General features: G+C 64.7%; 12 protein-coding genes. 7 read left to right on the top strand and 5 right to left on the bottom strand.

Annotated elements, in window-relative coordinates:
- Positions 1 to 89: 89 nt before the first annotated feature.
- Both D3876_RS10910 and D3876_RS10905 read right to left on the bottom strand, forming a co-directional pair.
- Positions 90 to 1,268 (bottom strand): glycosyltransferase family protein, encoded by a 1,179-nt coding sequence (locus tag D3876_RS10910; RefSeq protein WP_119762119.1) that lies wholly within the window; start codon positions 1,266 to 1,268, stop codon positions 90 to 92.
- A 6-nt stretch (positions 1,269 to 1,274) separates the two neighbouring features.
- Complete coding sequence (locus tag D3876_RS10905; protein ID WP_420801955.1) at positions 1,275 to 2,033, bottom strand: competence/damage-inducible protein A; 759 nt, start codon at positions 2,031 to 2,033, stop codon at positions 1,275 to 1,277.
- A gap of 79 nt (positions 2,034 to 2,112) precedes the next feature.
- Here D3876_RS10905 and D3876_RS10900 point away from each other — a divergent pair, with 79 nt between their 5' ends.
- From D3876_RS10900 to D3876_RS10885, 4 genes are all read left to right on the top strand, one after another.
- Positions 2,113 to 3,075 (top strand): patatin-like phospholipase family protein, encoded by a 963-nt coding sequence (locus tag D3876_RS10900; RefSeq protein ID WP_119762118.1) that lies wholly within the window; start codon positions 2,113 to 2,115, stop codon positions 3,073 to 3,075.
- A gap of 162 nt (positions 3,076 to 3,237) precedes the next feature.
- Positions 3,238 to 4,062 (top strand): type I methionyl aminopeptidase, encoded by an 825-nt coding sequence (gene map, locus D3876_RS10895; RefSeq protein WP_119762116.1) that lies wholly within the window; start codon positions 3,238 to 3,240, stop codon positions 4,060 to 4,062.
- Between the two features lie 159 nt (positions 4,063 to 4,221).
- Positions 4,222 to 6,426, top strand: coding sequence for a PQQ-dependent dehydrogenase, methanol/ethanol family (locus tag D3876_RS10890; protein WP_119762115.1), 2,205 nt, complete (start codon positions 4,222 to 4,224; stop codon positions 6,424 to 6,426).
- A 62-nt stretch (positions 6,427 to 6,488) separates the two neighbouring features.
- A complete protein-coding gene (locus tag D3876_RS10885; protein ID WP_119762113.1) occupies positions 6,489 to 7,265 on the top strand; it encodes a radical SAM/SPASM domain-containing protein in 777 nt (258 codons plus the stop codon).
- Between the two features lie 37 nt (positions 7,266 to 7,302).
- On the opposite strand, the gene D3876_RS10880 is transcribed toward D3876_RS10885, so the two are convergent.
- On the bottom strand, positions 7,303 to 7,821 hold the full coding sequence (locus tag D3876_RS10880; RefSeq protein ID WP_147417643.1) for a DUF3617 domain-containing protein: 519 nt from the start codon (positions 7,819 to 7,821) through the stop codon (positions 7,303 to 7,305).
- A gap of 294 nt (positions 7,822 to 8,115) precedes the next feature.
- Here D3876_RS10880 and D3876_RS10875 point away from each other — a divergent pair, with 294 nt between their 5' ends.
- The 3 genes from D3876_RS10875 (at position 8,116) to D3876_RS10865 (ending at position 11,550) form a co-directional block, all read left to right on the top strand.
- On the top strand, positions 8,116 to 8,454 hold the full coding sequence (locus D3876_RS10875; protein WP_119762110.1) for a P-II family nitrogen regulator: 339 nt from the start codon (positions 8,116 to 8,118) through the stop codon (positions 8,452 to 8,454).
- Positions 8,455 to 8,545: 91 nt separating this feature from the next.
- Positions 8,546 to 9,958 carry a type I glutamate--ammonia ligase gene (glnA, locus tag D3876_RS10870; RefSeq protein ID WP_119762108.1) on the top strand — a complete coding sequence of 471 codons (1,413 nt, stop codon included), beginning with the start codon at positions 8,546 to 8,548 and terminating at the stop codon, positions 9,956 to 9,958.
- 167 nt (positions 9,959 to 10,125) lie between these two features.
- Positions 10,126 to 11,550: an aldehyde dehydrogenase family protein gene (locus D3876_RS10865; protein ID WP_119762106.1), complete on the top strand. Its 1,425-nt coding sequence runs from the start codon at positions 10,126 to 10,128 to the stop codon at positions 11,548 to 11,550.
- A 57-nt stretch (positions 11,551 to 11,607) separates the two neighbouring features.
- On the opposite strand, the gene D3876_RS10860 is transcribed toward D3876_RS10865, so the two are convergent.
- Both D3876_RS10860 and D3876_RS10855 read right to left on the bottom strand, forming a co-directional pair.
- Positions 11,608 to 11,943 (bottom strand): TFIIB-type zinc ribbon-containing protein, encoded by a 336-nt coding sequence (locus tag D3876_RS10860; RefSeq protein ID WP_119762104.1) that lies wholly within the window; start codon positions 11,941 to 11,943, stop codon positions 11,608 to 11,610.
- A 76-nt stretch (positions 11,944 to 12,019) separates the two neighbouring features.
- Positions 12,020 to 16,153 carry a translocation/assembly module TamB domain-containing protein gene (locus D3876_RS10855; protein WP_238475332.1) on the bottom strand — a complete coding sequence of 1,378 codons (4,134 nt, stop codon included), beginning with the start codon at positions 16,151 to 16,153 and terminating at the stop codon, positions 12,020 to 12,022.
- Between the last annotated feature and the right edge of the window lie 34 nt (positions 16,154 to 16,187).

Raw genomic sequence — 16,187 nt, 5'->3', positions numbered from 1 at the left:
CTTCGTGCTTCCGCCGATGCCGTGAATCAGGCTCTATTCAAACGGTTGAGACCTTGATTCACGTTTCAGGTCGATTCAACCTGAAACGATCAAGGTCTAAGTTCGGCGACCGCCGAAGCGACCTCTTCGTCGATCAGTCTGTCCATCTGCGCATGGAAGCCGGGGGCGGCGGCGCGGGCGCGCGCCGCAAGCGCGTCGTCGGCATAAAGACGCCTGAGGCTTTCGGCGAAGGGTTCGGCGCGGATCGCGAGCAGCGGCACCTGCCCACCCAGCCCGAGCTTCACCACGCAATCGGCATAGCCGCGCTTTTCGAGATCATAATGCGTCACCACCTGCGGTAACCCGCAAAGCAGCGCCGCGCTGACAAAACCGTGCCCCCCATGCGAGACGAGTATGCGGCTGTCGCGCGCAATCCGGTCGAAAGGGAGCGGTTCGGGCTCGAACGCAAAACCAAGCGCGGTCAGCCTTTCGCTGAGCGCAGGCGTGGCGCGCGGGACGTGAACACGAACGGGCAGGCCCGATTTTGCAAGCCCGTCCCACAAAGCTGCGTCGGCCATCATCGCCTCGAAGCCGTAGACGAAGACCTCTTCGCCCTTGCCATCGGACAAGGCCGGCGCGCCCGATCCGATCGACGGCGCAACCGGACTTTCGGTTCGGGCATCGGCGTAGACGTCGATCTCGCGAAACGACGCCACCAGCGAGCGATCCGCGCGGAAGAGCTGCGGCAGCGCCGCGATCGGTGCGCGACCCGTGGCGCGAAGCGCGTGGTTGGTTGCGTCGAGAAGCGCGCTCTCGTCAAATACCGGCCGCTCCCCCGTCAGGCTGGGGAAAGCGGCGAGACTGCCGGGCACGCGTTCGAAGCTTGTGCCAACCGCGATAGCCGGGACGCGGCCCGCCGCCGCGCAGAGCAAGGCGGGCGCGAAGTCGGCGATGACGATATCGGGATCGATCGCGCGCAAAAGCGAGTCCCAGGCATGGATCAGGCCCGCCAGACTCTCTGAACGATCAAGCCCGAGCCGCGCCAATATGTCGGCCATCGTCGCGACGGGCGGGCCCGTCAGCCGCGAGACGTTGACGAGCAGCCTTGGCCAGACCGGTCCCTGCCACAGCACGACGCCGTCAGGCAGTATGTCGACTGCGCCATCGACATTCTGGAGTGCGGCATGGACGCTATGCCCGTCCGCCATCAGCCGCGCGGCGATCTCCGCGAGGCGCACGACATGGCCGCGATTTGCGCCCAGTTCCCAGCCAAGCAGGATGCACGCCAAGCGGTGTCAGATCCCGCCGGGAACGGGATCGCGTCCGACAAGCGCTAGCGTCGCCGCCAGATCGGCTGCGCAGGCCGCGAGCGCTGCGGCATCGGTCGAGCGGATCACGAAATTGGCGCCCGCGCGACCATCGCGGAAAAAGGGATAGCTGCCGATCTGGCAACCATCGTGACGCTTCTCGGTCGTCGCCAGAAGTTCGGCGACCTCGCTTTCGGGTACCCAGCAGCCAACCGTTTCCGACAGCAGCGGCTTGCCGCCCTCAAGCGTGCCCGACAGCGCATCGAGCATCATCGCGGTGATGTGCGGCACGCCCGCCATGATGAAGACGTTGCCGATGCGAATGCCCGGGGCGCCCGACATCCGGTTCTCGATCAGATCGGCGCCCGCGGGCACGCGTGCCATGCGCAGCCTGCCCTCGTTGAGGCCACCGCGCGTCGCATAATAGCCTTCGAGGACCGCGCGCGCCTTGGGATGGATCTCTACCCCGATGCCCAGCGCCTCGGCGATCGCGTCGACGGTGATGTCGTCATGCGTCGGGCCGATCCCGCCCGTGGTGAACAGATAGTCGTTGCGCGCGCGGAGCGTGTTGACCGCCTCCACGATCTCCTCGGTCCGATCCGCCACGATGCGGACCTCAGTGAGGCGGATTCCCTGAAGATTGAGCCAAAGCGCGATCTGGCTGACATTTTTGTCCTGCGTCCGGCCCGACAGGATCTCGTCGCCGATGATGACGAGGCCGGCGGTCCAGATGCGTTCTGCAATCATGCATCCTCCCCTATCATCACGCTTCGGGGATATGAAGCGGGCAGAAGACTTTGCAGCCGTGATGTTGTAAGCTGCTGCAATGGCTGGCGGACTCGCGATCGTGTTGAGTGGCGGTGGCGCCAAGGGGGCGTTCCAGGTGGGCGTGCTCGACGAACTCGTGACCAAGCGCCGGGTTCGTTTCGACATATTCGCGGGGGTTTCGACGGGCGCGATCCAGGCATTGGGCGGCGCGCAGGATGACGTCCCGGGCCTGCTTGCAGCATGGCTGGCGCTGCGCGGCAATGACGACGTCTACAAGGAGAGGCCACTGGGCGTGGTCGGCGGCTTGCTGGGAGCCGATTCGATCTATGACGCGACGCCCATCCGTGCGCGCATCCGCATGTTCGCCGATGAGGCCAAGCTGTCCGCCGCTGGCCGCAAGCTGCTGCTCGGTGTGGTCAACCTCGGCACCGGGCAGTTCCGCAGCATCAACGAGAGCGTGCCCGGGATCGCCAACTGGGTCTATGCGAGCGCGGCGATGCCCTTGTTCTTCCAGCCGCTGAAGACGCGCGACGCGCAGGGCCGCGACGAACAATGGGTCGATGGCGGCGTCCGCAACGTCACGCCGCTCGATGCGGCGATGGAACTCAATCCGCGCGCGGTGCTGGTCGTACGCGCCTCGCCCACACCCGTCCCCGGCCGGCCGCGCACTTTCGGCAACCTGATCGAAATCGGGCTGCGCGCGGTCGACATCCTCCAGTCCGAGGTTTCGGTTAACGATACCGGCAATGCAATGCTGATCAATGACCTGATCGCTGCGCGCGAGGCGCAGGTGCGCGCGCTCGCCCGCGAAGGTTTGACCGGCGCCGCGGCCGCGCGCGTGCTGGCGCCGATCGACCTCCAGCTTTCGCGTTACCGCTTTTCGCCGATACGCATCATCGAGCCGCCGCGCGAGGTTTCCGACACGCTCGAGTTCAAGCCCGCAAAGATCCGCGCCGCGATCGAGGCGGGACGCAGGGCGGTATCGGACCAGTGGAGCACGCTGGAACCGTTTTTGCGGTAGCCAACCCCACCACCTCTCCCCCGTCATGCCAGCGAATGCTGGCACCTGCCAACCGGATCGCGCCTCATTCTGAAGGAGATGCCAGCCTGCGCTGGCATGACGGAGTTGGATTGGGGTTCCTCAGGCTCGCAAAATCGTGGCGACCGGACTATATCGACAACCATGACCGAATATGTTCTCGCCAGCGAAGCCAGCGCGCGCACGCGCTCCCACGCCATCAAGCTCCACGACGCCGAGGGTTTCGAGGGGATGCGCAAGGCAGGACGGCTGGCGGCCGAGGTGCTCGACGCGTTAGTGCCGCATGTCGTGCCTGGCGTCACCACGGGCGAACTCGACGATATCGTACGCGAGCATATGCTGCGCGGCGGCGGCATTCCCGCGACGCTCGGCTATCGCGGCTTCACGCATAGCTGCTGCATCTCGCTCAACCATGTCGTCTGCCACGGCATCCCGGGCGACCGCGCGCTCAAGGACGGCGACATCGCCAATATCGACGTGACCGTCATCGTCGATGGCTGGCACGGGGATACCAGCCGCATGTTCCTGGTCGGCGATGTCGGGATCAAGGCGAAGCGGCTCGTCGACGTCACCTATGAATGCATGATGCTGGGCATCGAGCAGGCAAGGCCCGGCAACACGATGGGCGACGTTGCGCACGCGATCCAGAGCTTTGCCGAAAAGCACCGCTATGGCGTGGTGCGTGATTTCTGCGGACACGGGCTGGGCCAGCTCTTTCATGATGCGCCCGAAGTCGTCCACGCCGGACGCCCGGGCACCGGCCCCGAGCTCAAGCCCGGCATGTTCTTCACGATCGAGCCGATGATCAACATCGGCAAGCCCGGCGTGAAGATGCTCGACGATGGCTGGACCGCAGTGACGCGCGACCGGACGCTTTCGGCACAGTTCGAGCATTCGATCGGCATCACCGAGACCGGCTGCGAGATCTTCACCAAGAGCCCCAAGGGCCTGGATCGCCCGCCTTATTGATCCCGCTTGCCACCTTTCTGTCATCCCCGCGAAAGCGGGGATCCAGCTTCTTCTTGTAACCTCCTCTGGATCCCCGCTTTCGCGGGGATGACACTGAGTTGTTTTTCCCGCAGACTGCTCCCTCAGAATCCGCAAAGCATCGGATCGGGGAGGAAAAACATGCGACTTTGGCTCGGCTTGGTTGCGGCGTGCGCTCTGGCGGCGTGTTCGAAATCCCCGCAGAACAATCAGACCGAGGCGAGCCCGATCGGCGCCGCCAAGATCGACGCGGCCTATCTGACCAGCGGGGGCGACGGCAGCGACTGGCCGGCCGTGGGCTATAATTACAACGAGCAACGCTACAGCCCGCTGACCCGGATCAACGATAGCAATGTCGAACAGCTTGGCATCGCCTGGTTTGCTGATCTGCCCGACGCGCGCGGGCAGGAAGCGACGCCCGTCGTGGTCGACGGCACGATGTACCTGACCGGCCCATGGTCCAAGGTCTTCGCCTATGACGCTGCAACGGGAAAGAAGCTCTGGGAATATGATCCCAAAGTCCCAAGGGAAAAGGGTGTCGAGGCATGCTGCGACGTCGTCAATCGCGGCGTGGCCGTGTGGAAGGGCAAGCTGTTCGTCGGGACGATCGACGGGCGGCTGATCGCGCTCGATGCGATCACTGGTGCGCAACTGTGGAGCACGCAGACCACCGACCCGGCAAAGCCTTACACCATCACGGGCGCGCCGCGCGTCGTGAAGAACATGGTGCTCATCGGAAATGGCGGCGCCGAATTCGGCGTGCGGGGCTATGTCACCGCCTATGACGTCAACAATGGCGCGAAGAAGTGGCGTTTCTATACGGTGCCCAATGCGCAAGGGCAGCCCGATGGCGAGCCATCGGATGCAGTGCTGAAGACCGCCACCAAAACCTGGTCTGCCGATGGCCAGTGGAAGCAATCGGGCGGCGGCGGGACCGTGTGGGACGCGATCGTCTATGACGCCGAGCTCGATCAGCTTTATCTGGGCGTGGGCAACGGCAATCCGTGGAACCACGGCGTCAGGTCGCAGGGGATAGGCGACAATCTGTTCCTGTCCTCGATCGTCGCGCTGAAGCCCGAGACGGGCGAATATCTCTGGCATTATCAGGAAACGCCCGGCGAAAGCTGGGACTATACCGCGACGCAGCCGATCATCCTTGCCGACCTCAAGATCGGCGACAGGGTGGTAAAGGCGCTGATGCAGGCGCCGAAGAACGGCTTCTTCTTCGTGATCGATCGGGTGAGCGGCAAGCTGATCGGCGCCAATCCGTTCGTGAAGAACATCAACTGGGCGACGGGCTATGACATGGCGACGGGGCGGCCGAAGGAAAATCCGGCAGCGCGCTTCTACCAGACTGGCAAGCCGTTCCTCGCTTCCCCCGCCCCGATCGGCGCGCATAGCTGGCAGCCGATGAGCTACAGCCCGAAGACGGGGCTGGTCTATATCCCGGCGCAGGACATCGGCTTTGCCTATCTGCCGCCGCTGACCCCCGAGGACGCAGCGCCCTATCCGATCGGATTCAACACGGGCGCCAACATGTCCGAGGGCGGGATGCCGCGCGACGCCGCCTTCATCAAGGGCGCGATCGCCGCGACGAAGGGCGCGCTCGTCGCCTTCGATCCGGTGACGGGCAAGGAGAAATGGCGCGCCGATTATACGACGCCCTGGAACGGCGGCACGATGGCGACCGCGGGCAATCTGGTGTTTCAGGGCACCGCGCTCGGCGAGTTCCGCGCCTATGCCGCCGACACGGGCAAGCAGCTCTGGAGTCTGCCCGTCCAGTCGGGGGTGATGGCGGGCGCATCGACCTTCCTCGTCAAGGGCGAGCAATATGTCGCCTTCACCACCGGGCGCGGCGGCGCATGGCCGCTGACCGCTGGCTATGCGGGCGGCGCGTATAACCGCGTGCCCAATGTATCACGGCTGATCGTCCTCAAGCTCGGCGGCAAGGGCGTGCTTCCGGCGCTTCCCGCACAGGGCGAACGCACGCTCACGCCCCCGCCCTCCACCGGCAACCCCGCGCAGATAGCGCAGGGCAAGGCGCTCTATGGGCGCTTCTGCCAGGTCTGCCACGGCGACAGCGTGGTTTCGGGGGGCGTGACGCCCGACCTGCGGCATTCGGGCGTGCTCGCCGATACCGAAACGTGGAAGGGCGTGGTGATCGACGGGATGCTGAAGGACAACGGCATGGCGAGCTTTGCCAAGGTGCTCGACGCACCCAGGGCCGATCTGATCCGGCTCTATGTCATCGACCAGGCCAACTGGGCGGCGAAGAACACTGCTGCCATCGAGGCGACGCGTCCCGCTCTCGCCGCCCCCGCAACGCCGCAAATAACGCGCCGCTAACCCAATCAGGTTATGCCGCCACGAAGGCATATCATGTACGAAATCCCGGATTGCATTCCTGCATGGGAGGGCGGGCGCCATCGCTGATCCATCCCGACCTCTACGCGATGATCGCAATCGCGCGGCGGGCCGGCATCGCCGTCCATATCACAACGCGCTTCAGCTATAATTTCACGCGCGCACGAATCGACCGCCTCGTGGATTCGGGCCTGAGCCATCTGACCGTGGCGGTCGATGGCGCCACGCAGGAAAGCTATGGCGCAACACGCATCCGCGGCAATCTCGCGCATGTCCTGTCCAATCTTGCCATGGTCGAAGCGAGCAAGCGCGAACGCGGGCTCGAACATCCTTTCGTCGAGATTCAGCATCTGCGCTTCGCACACCACCCGCCGGGCGAGCTCGAAAAGGTGCGGCAGATCGCCGCTGAGCCGGGCGCCGACAAGTTCATGACCTATCGCGGGGTGCACCGGAATGCACGGGGCGAACTCTATAATGTGGTCGACGATGACCCCGAAGCGACCGGTACGGGGTCGCCGCTCGGCGCGCAACTGCTGCCACGTTGCCATTGGCCCTATAGCAGTACCGTCATCCGCTATGATGGCGAGGTCCTGCCGTGCTGCCTCCGGCGCGCAGGCAGGCAGTATGCGCCCGGCGCAGATTCGCGTTCGCTCGGCAACGTCTTCGACCGGCCGCTCGCCGAGATCTGGAACGGACCCGCCTATCGCGGTTTGCGCAGAACGGTTTCCGATCCAGTCAGCAAGGGGACCACGGGTTCGTTCTGCGACGGCTGCCCAAAGATATGCGCGTCACCGGAGGCGGCGCTGTGCGTTCATAGTTGATTGGGCCCGCTGCCCGGCGTTGCGAGGTCCAATCGACCTAACCTGCCTCGCTCTCGTCGCCTGGCTTCATGCCCGCAGGACACTCGCCCATCCACCGCCCCTTGCTTTGCGACAGGTCGCCATGGCGCTTGCCGTTCACGATCGAATAGAGGCCCAGCTTCATGTCGAAATCGATCGCGCTTCCCGAAAGCGTGACCTCGGCCTCGGTCTCGGTTCCGCCGGGCTGACGGCAAAGCCCCTTTACGGTGAGCCCCTGCGGCCCGCTGCTGCGCGTCTTGACGCATTCCGGCGTCGAAGCGGTGCCGAACATCGTGCGCAGATCCTCCTCGACCTCCTGGCCGATACAACGAAGCCGCTTGGCGGTCGTGCCGTCGGATTCATAGTCCGTGACCTCCCAAAGACCGGTGCGGAACTGGGGCACGCCGGTTGCATCCATGGGTGGCTGGCTGGCGGCGGCGTCCGCGCTGGTGCCCTCGCCGGCACTGGAGGCGTTGCCCGAGGGCGATTGGCTGCAGGCCGCAAGCGCTGCGACGACGGGAAGCATGAGCAAACGCACAGAGTATCCTTAGAATAAAGTCGGGAAGCTGCGCCTTCTAGCGTGCGGATTCGGCGAGCGATGCCGGTTTAACGACACAGGGCCGTGCAAATACGCGCATCATGATTTTCCGAAGCGGCTACCCCCGCCCAATCATGCACAGAATTTAGGCAAAATGAATTGCGCTGCCGCTTATTTCGGCAATTTTTGTGCATCTGCGAAATAGTTTTCGGCAGCTTCTTGCGACTCGCCGACTGGCACGCTTATTGAAAGACGCGCGGCAAGCGTTCAGCACGGGGAGGTCCAAGAGCGCCGATGAAGAAGATCGAAGCCATCATCAAGCCGTTCAAGCTTGATGAAGTGAAAGAGGCGCTCCACGAGGTTGGCGTATCCGGCATCACCGTGACCGAGGCCAAGGGCTTCGGGCGGCAGAAGGGGCATACCGAACTGTATCGCGGCGCCGAATATGTCGTCGACTTTCTTCCCAAGGTGAAGCTCGAGGTAGTCGTCGAGGACGGGCTCGCCGATCGTGTTGTGGAGGCGATCGCCGCCGCTGCGCAGACCGGGCGCATCGGCGACGGCAAGATCTTCGTTATCCCCGTCGAGACCGCGCTGCGCATCCGCACCGGCGAAAGGGATGCCGACGCAATTTAGTTTCGTGCCCCGGCGAAAGCCAGGGTCCAGCCATTGAGTTAAACTGTGCTCCGGCCTTCGCCGGAGCGCTCTGATAGAGAAGGCGAATATAATGGCGAATTCTGCCGCTGACGTTCTGAAGAAAATCAAGGACGAGGAGATCGAGTGGGTCGATCTTCGCTTCACCGATCCCAAGGGCAAGTGGCAGCACCTGACCATGTGCGCGGGCGTGATCGGCGAGGATGAGCTGACCGAGGGCCTGATGTTCGACGGTTCGTCGATTGAGGGCTGGAAGGCGATCAACGAGTCGGACATGATCCTGAAGCCCGACCTGAACGCGGTTTACACCGATCCCTTCTCGGCAACCCCGATGCTGATCGTGTTCTGCGACATCGTCGAGCCCGGCACTGGCGAGCTCTATGCGCGCGACCCGCGCTCGACCTCGAAGCGCGCCGAGGCCTATCTGAAGGCCACCGGTATCGGCGACACCATCTATGTCGGCCCCGAAGCCGAGTTCTTCATGTTCGACGACGTCCGTTTCGAGAACAGCTACAACACCAGCTATTACCGGATCGACGACATCGAGCTGCCCACCAACACCGGCACCAAGTACGAGACGGGCAATCTGGGCCACCGTCCGCGCGCCAAGGGCGGCTATTTCCCCGTGGCACCCGTGGACAGCGCAGTCGACATCCGCGCCGAGATGGTCAGCACCATGATCGAAATGGGCCTGCCCTGCGACAAGCACCACCATGAGGTTGCGGCCAGCCAGCACGAGCTCGGCGTCACCTTCGGCACGCTCGTCGAGACCGCCGACCGCATGCAGATCTACAAGTATGTCGTGCACCAGGTCGCGCAGGCTTATGGCAAGACCGCTACCTTCATGCCCAAGCCGATCAAGGAAGATAATGGTTCGGGCATGCACACGCACATGTCGATCTGGGAAAAGGGCAAGCCCCTCTTCGCGGGCGACGGCTATGCCGGTCTTTCGGACATGTGCCTCTATTTCATCGGCGGCGTCATCAAGCACGCCAAGGCATTGAACGCCTTCACCAACCCGACCACCAACAGCTACAAGCGTCTGGTGCCGGGCTATGAAGCACCTGTGCTGCTCGCCTATTCGAGCCGCAACCGCTCGGCATCGTGCCGAATTCCGTACGGCACGGGCAGCAAGGCGAAGCGCGTCGAATTCCGCTTCCCTGACGCTCTCGCCAACCCGTACCTTTGCTACGCGGCACTGCTGATGGCGGGCCTCGACGGCATCCAGAACAAGATCCATCCCGGCGAGGCGATGGACAAGAACCTGTACGACCTGCCGCCCGCGGAACTGGCCGAGGTTCCGACCGTCTGCGGTTCGCTCCGTGAGGCGCTCGACTCGCTGACCGCCGACATGGACTTCCTCCTCAAGGGCGACGTGTTCACCCGCGATCAGATCGAAGCCTATATCGACATCAAGTGGGGCGAAGTCGCGCGCTGGGAAATGACCCCCAGCCCGGTCGAATACGACATGTACTATTCCGCCTGATCGCACGATCGAAACGGACAGTAGGGGCCCGGCGGGAAATCGCCGGGCCCTTTTGCTATCCGCCTTTCTGTTCACCCCAGGAAACAGTCGAATTTCGAATTCGGGCTTGATTTCCGGCCAGCAGGTCTCAGATTGAAACGCATTCATACCAGATCGGAGAGGCCATCATGGACAGCTACCTCAAGCACTATATCGACGGAAAATGGGTCGAGAGTATCGGGGGCAAGCGCCATGAGGTGATCAGCCCCTCGACCGAGGAATCCTGTACCGAGATCACGCTGGGCACCACGGCGGATGTCGACGCCGCGGTCAAGGCTGCGCGCAAGGCGTTCGAGACGTTCAGCCAGACAACGCGCGAAGAGCGCCTGGCGCTGCTCGGACGCATCGTCGAGGAATACAAGAAGCGCGTTCCCGATCTGGCGCAATCGATGGCGAACGAAATGGGCGCCCCCGTCAGCTTCGCGTCAAGCGCGCAGGTTGGCGCCGGAATCGGCGGTTTCATGGGCACGATCGCGGCGCTCAAGGATTTCCAGTTCAGCGAGCAGCACGGCGCGAACACCGTGGTCTATGAGCCCGTCGGCGTCGTCGGCATGATCACGCCGTGGAACTGGCCGCTTAACCAGATCGCGCTCAAGGTCGCCCCGGCACTCGCCGCGGGCAACACGATGGTGCTCAAGCCCTCCGAGGAATGCCCAGGCAACGCCGCGATCTTCGCCGAGATCCTTGACGCGGCGGGCGTTCCGCCGGGCGTCTTCAACCTCGTTCAGGGCGACGGCCCGGGTGTGGGCGCAGCGATCTCCGCGCACCCCGGCATCGAGATGGTGAGCTTCACCGGCTCGACACGCGCGGGCATCCTCGTCGCCAAGGCGGCGGCGGATACCGTCAAGCGCGTGCACCAGGAACTCGGCGGCAAATCGCCCAACATCGTCCTGCCTGGCTCCGATCTTCCCGCCACGCTGCCGGGAACCGCGATGGGCGTGCTCGTCAACACCGGGCAAAGCTGCATCGCGCCCACGCGTATCCTCGTCCAGAAGGATCAGGTGCCGGAGGCGACGGGCCTCATCAAGGCGATGTTCGACAATACGCAGGTGGGCGATCCGCTCGCCGAGGGTGGCCATATCGGACCGGTGGTGAACAAGGCGCAGTTCGAGAAGATCCAGGGGCTGATCCAGTCGGCGATCGACGAGGGGGCGACGCTTGAGACAGGGGGCACCGGCCTGCCCAGCAACGTCAATCGCGGCTATTACATCAAGCCGACCGTGTTCTCCGGGGTCACTCCTGACATGCGGATCGCGCAGGAAGAGATCTTCGGACCGGTCGCCACGGTGATGAGCTATTCCGATCTCGACGAGGCGGTCGCGATCGCGAACGACACCGATTACGGCCTGTCCGCAGTCATCACCGGCGATCCGGCAAAGGCCGCGGCGGTCGCGCCAAAGCTGCGCGCGGGCATGGTCGCGGTGAATAGCTGGGGGCCCGCGCCGGGCGCTCCGTTCGGCGGCTACAAGCAATCGGGCAATGGCCGCGAAGGCGGGCTGTTCGGGCTCAAGGACTTCATGGAAGTGAAGGCGATCAGCGGCATCCCCGCCTGATCGTCCGAACCGAAGAAAATATAAGGCGGCGGACCCGATGGACCGCCGCCTTTTTTATCAGTCGAATATTTCTTCGAGCCAGGATTTACGCTTCTTATAGTGACGCTTGTCCTGATAGCCGCCATGGAAGCGGTCGTCCGAATAGCGGTCGTGCCCGCCCCACGGCGCTTGCTGCGAGGGAGGGGGCGATTGTTGCGGCGCGGCCTGGCGCTGTGGCGCGGGCGCCGCATCCCCCGCGCTACGCTCGATGATCTTGTCGAGTTCGCCACGATCGAGCCAGATGCCGCGGCATTGGGGGCAGTAATCAATCTCGATGCCCTGCCGGTCGCTCATGGCCAGGCCAACCTTGCACACGGGACACAACATCGCCGAGACGGCTTCAGGGGTACGCATACTCGCTCCTTGCTTTCTGTCTTGGGCGCTTCCTGATCGGAAAACCGGTTCCCACTTCTCCGGAAAGTGCCCTGGCTTAGTAATCCTTCGAGATGCGAACGTTCACGCTCTCGCGTCCTATTGTGGAGATTGCGCCAAGGATCGACAACCAGCGCGTGATCTGGAATTCGACGCGCGTCGCCGAATAACCCTGCCCGTCGGTGATCACCTCGACATAGGTGCGACGCGTCAGATATTTGCCCGCAGCGACCGAAGTCCCCTGCCCCGTCGTCGTATCCGCCGGAAGGATGCGCAGCCGGTCGAGCCCCGCCGCCTGACGAACCGCGTTGATCGGGTTGAGCCCGTCACCCCCGCCTTGCAGCGCCGCCACCGCGGCTGCGAGCTGGAGCGCCTCAGGCGCGGACAGGTTGGTGATCGACGTGCCGAACAATAGCCGCGACAGCAGCTCGTCCTCGGGCATCGCCGGAATGCTCCTGAAAGCGATCTCGGGGCGTTGGCCGGTGCCGGTGACGCGGATGGTCGCGCTGAGCCCCTGGACGTTGGCCTCCGCGAGGATATCAAGCGTCGGATCGACGGGTGTGTTGCCACTGAAGCGTATCGTGCCGCGTGACAGGTCGAAACGACGTCCCGCAAATTCATAGCCGCCGCGAACCAGGTCGGCGCGGCCAACGATTGCGGGGGCCTCGACGGTACCGCCGATATCCAGATCGGCGCGCCACTCGCTGTCGAGACCAAGCCCCGTCACCACCAGCCGGTTGCGCGCATTGGCCTTGATATCGAGCCGCCAGGGCACTGCCGCCTGCGGGCGTTCTATCTCCTCGCCCGCACGGTTGAGCTCGACCACCTTGAGGCGTGGAATCGCTTGCGCCGCCGAAGCACGGCCGAGGACGAAACGGCTTTTGACGACATCGACATCGCCCGAAATCACGCCACCCCGGCCGTCGGAGCGGATCGTGATCGGCCCCGTGACCGTCGCGCCAATATCGTCGCGATTGAGCAGCACCGCATCCTTGGCAGTGAGCGCAAGATCAATACCGAACCCCTCGGCAGCGGCGAGGTTGAAGCGTCCGCGCCCGGTGATCGACCCGCCTTGTCCCGCGGTCGCGCTCATCTGATCGACAACCAGTTGCGAACCGTTGAAGCGGCCACTGGCTTTCAGATTGGTCAGCAACGTGCCCGTGACCGCACTTTCGAGCCGCGCATTCTCGGTCCGCACCGATCCGCGGATCACGGGGTCGGCGAGGCGGCCGGTGACATCGCCGCCGATCGCGACGGGGCCGGACAGGTCGAAAATCTCGACCCCGGTCAGGCGCCAGAGCGTGTCCGCCGGGCCGTTATAGCGCACCTGCGCGAAGAGCGGGGCGTTCTGGAGCCGCGTCATCAGATCGCCCCCGCCCGCAAGCGGCGCGATCCGCGCCTGCGCGCGGCCGATTGTCTTGCCATCGCTGGCGACAACCGCACGCGCCGCGAGCTTGGTGCCGTCGAGAACCGCGGTGACGCCCATGTCGATGGGCTTGGAAGAGAGGACGAGCCCGGAGCGACTGAGCCCGCGCAGCCGCAGGTCGGCGCGACCCGACGGTTGGCTGGAATCGCCTTCCTGACGGTAGTTGAGCTTGCCCGTCGCGACGCCACTCAGACCAAGGTCGGGCCAAATCATGTCGAGCACCGAAAGCGGCATACGCTCAAGCGCGGCATCGACCTCGTTGGTCCCGCCGCCGAACCGCCCTGCGACCTTGACCGCGCCGCCGCTGAAGCTGACGCCGGTGGGCGCAAGCCGCCAGCCATCGCCCTCGCGCGTGAGCACCGCAGGACCCGAGAGTTTGACGGGCCGCTGGTCGATCGTGCCCTCACCGGTGAGGCGGTATTGATCGGCTGAAATATCGGCAACCAACTGCAAGTCGAAGGCGCGGCCGCGCGCGCCACGGACCAGTGCGCGAACCTGCCCCACGCCGGCCTTGAGCTTTGCGGTGCCCTGAAGTCGTGACAAGTGGATCGTGCCGCGGCGGAAGCCTCTCAGGTCGAAATCGGCGTCGATCGCGGTGCCGGCAGGATCGAGCAGCATCGTCGCCTGTACACGGCCACGACGGATCGCGATCTCCGGCGGCCCTTCGAAGCGTGCGCCGCTGGCGGTCAGATCCGCGACGATTTGCTGGACATCGCCGACAGGCGCAAAGGCGAGGCTGCCGGAAAGCCCGCCCCCCGCAATGTCGAGCCGCCCGTCAAACCCGCCCGGAAGGCTTCTGAGCTGCCCCTTGGCGGTAGTGCCCGAGACCTTGAGGTCTGCGATCGCGATCGTTGCGGGCTGACCCTGGGGTAACAGGATGGCGCCATTGCTGGTGAAAGGCCCGAGCGTCGAGCCGCCTGCCGCCTGATAGGCAAAGCCCTCCCTGGTTGGATCGAGCGTGAGGTGGACGTCGCTGAGGCCAAGCGCATCCATCGGCCGCGCGAGCACGATATCGAGCTTTGGCCGGTCGATCTGTCCATCGAGCTTCAGCTTGAACGCGCCATATTGCCGCTGTCGGCCGCTTCCCTCGAAATGGAAGGTGCCGTCACGGCGGCGCACGCCACTGCCCGTCAGGCTGATTGCGGGTGCGGTCAGCTTCAGTCCGCGGAAGTACAGGATGCCGTCGGGCCCGCGCTCGAGCGCGGTGGTGATGACCGGCAAGCCGCCCGCCAACCCGCGCAGGAACGCGTTGTCGAAGCGGCGAACCCAGGCCTGCCCCTTGCCGACGATGCGCGTGCCCTTGCCCCCTGGCCCGGGAACGACCTTGAAATCGGCCTTGACGTCGACGATGCCCAGCCCCGGGATCAGGTAGCGGTTGAGCTGACCCGTCAGGCTGACATCATAGCGTCCCGTGACAAGATCGAGGAAGACCGAGATCTTGCTCCGGAGCTTGTCCGAACGGAGCTGGAGCGCGTCGCCGGTCACGGTCTGCGCCGTCACCTTCAATATGCCGTCGACCGAAAGATTGGCGAGAATGCCGCCAGCCACATCGCCCACGCCCGTCACGCGGCGCGCGGTGAGCCTGACCGGAAGCGTGATGGGCGATTTGGACAACCTGCCCTTGCCCGCGGCGCGGACCTGCTCGAACCCGGTCTGGTCAAAAGCGACGTGCGGCGCGGTCAGCAGATATTCAAAGCGGGCGGTGGCGAACGGGCCATCGAACAGCGTCTGAAGTTTGATGCCGCGTCCCGTCATGTTGGGGAACAGCGCCCTGGGCTGGAGCAGATCGGCGGTCACGCGCATGTCGTCGAGCGACGAGCGGCCGAGATCGACCACGCCGTCAGCCTTCACCAGCAGAGCGCGCGCGCGCAGCGCCAGCTCCATATCGAGGCGACGCTCCGCGAGCGTGCCGCGCCCGGCAACCGCGATCCGCGGTGCGGTCAGCCGCGCAAGCTTGCCCTGATTGACCGCCGCGGGAACGAGCGTGCCGGCGAGCGTGTAAACGCCGTCGTCCACGCCCAGGTCAAGATCGACGATGCGCTTGGCCGACATGTCGACGCGCGCGGTGCCCTTCCAGCTCTTCCACCGACCGTCACCCTTGATCGCGGCCCGAATGGGTCGGTCGGTACCGAGCAATTTGGCAAACACGCCGCGTGCGGGGGTGTTGAGATCGAAGTCCACGTCGAAGCGGTCGCGATCGGGTTCGGCGTCGAGAACCAGCTTCAGGCTGTCCCCGCCTCCTTCGACGAGCGCGTCGAGATTGACCTTGGCGCGCCCCGAACGGATGTCCGCCGATCCCGCCAATCGCCCGATCCGACGCTGGCCTGCGATCGCGGGCTCGATCCTCAGCCGGTCGATGCGCAGTTCGCCAACACGGATATCGAAGCCCGGCAAAATCGGACCCGGCTTCTCCGGCGGCCTGAACTTTGGCGCCTTGTGCAGCGTCGCGAGCGGCGCGGTGGCGCTGGTGATGTCGAGCGTGTTCCTGAGCCAGGCGATCGGAGTCCAGTGAAGCCGGATATCGGGAGAGTCGAAAAGCAACCCTTCTGAATCATAGACGCGCACGTCGCGCAGGCGCGCGCGGTTGTAGATCGATCCGTCGATCCGCCCGATCCTGATCTTGAGCCCCGATTGCGGCGCCAGCCGTTCGATGCGGTCGATGATGAAGCGGTGGCCGGGGCTCGTGTCGATCGCCCAAAGCGCGACCAGCACGAGCAGCCCCAGCGTGAAGACGCCCCCCAGCAGCCATGCCAGCGCGCGTCCCATGGGATTGCGCCGCGCAACGGGGGGTGCCTCCTCC

The sequence above is a fragment of the Sphingomonas cavernae genome, from assembly GCF_003590775.1.
GTDB lineage: Bacteria > Pseudomonadota > Alphaproteobacteria > Sphingomonadales > Sphingomonadaceae > Sphingobium_A > Sphingobium_A cavernae.
This window is presented reverse-complemented; position numbering and strand designations above follow the sequence as displayed.

Bases quoted from the DNA above. Each gene is read 5' to 3' on its own strand.
- D3876_RS10905 (WP_420801955.1), bottom strand. From the start codon at position 2,033: ATGATTGCAGAACGCATCTGGACCGCCGGCCTCGTCATCATCGGCGAC.
- D3876_RS10900 (WP_119762118.1), top strand. From the start codon at position 2,113: ATGGCTGGCGGACTCGCGATCGTGTTGAGTGGCGGTGGCGCCAAGGGG.
- map (WP_119762116.1), top strand. From the start codon at position 3,238: ATGACCGAATATGTTCTCGCCAGCGAAGCCAGCGCGCGCACGCGCTCC.
- D3876_RS10890 (WP_119762115.1), top strand. From the start codon at position 4,222: ATGCGACTTTGGCTCGGCTTGGTTGCGGCGTGCGCTCTGGCGGCGTGT.
- D3876_RS10885 (WP_119762113.1), top strand. From the start codon at position 6,489: ATGGGAGGGCGGGCGCCATCGCTGATCCATCCCGACCTCTACGCGATG.
- D3876_RS10875 (WP_119762110.1), top strand. From the start codon at position 8,116: ATGAAGAAGATCGAAGCCATCATCAAGCCGTTCAAGCTTGATGAAGTG.
- glnA (WP_119762108.1), top strand. From the start codon at position 8,546: ATGGCGAATTCTGCCGCTGACGTTCTGAAGAAAATCAAGGACGAGGAG.
- D3876_RS10865 (WP_119762106.1), top strand. From the start codon at position 10,126: ATGGACAGCTACCTCAAGCACTATATCGACGGAAAATGGGTCGAGAGT.
- D3876_RS10860 (WP_119762104.1), bottom strand. From the start codon at position 11,943: ATGCGTACCCCTGAAGCCGTCTCGGCGATGTTGTGTCCCGTGTGCAAG.
- D3876_RS10855 (WP_238475332.1), bottom strand. From the start codon at position 16,153: ATGGGACGCGCGCTGGCATGGCTGCTGGGGGGCGTCTTCACGCTGGGG.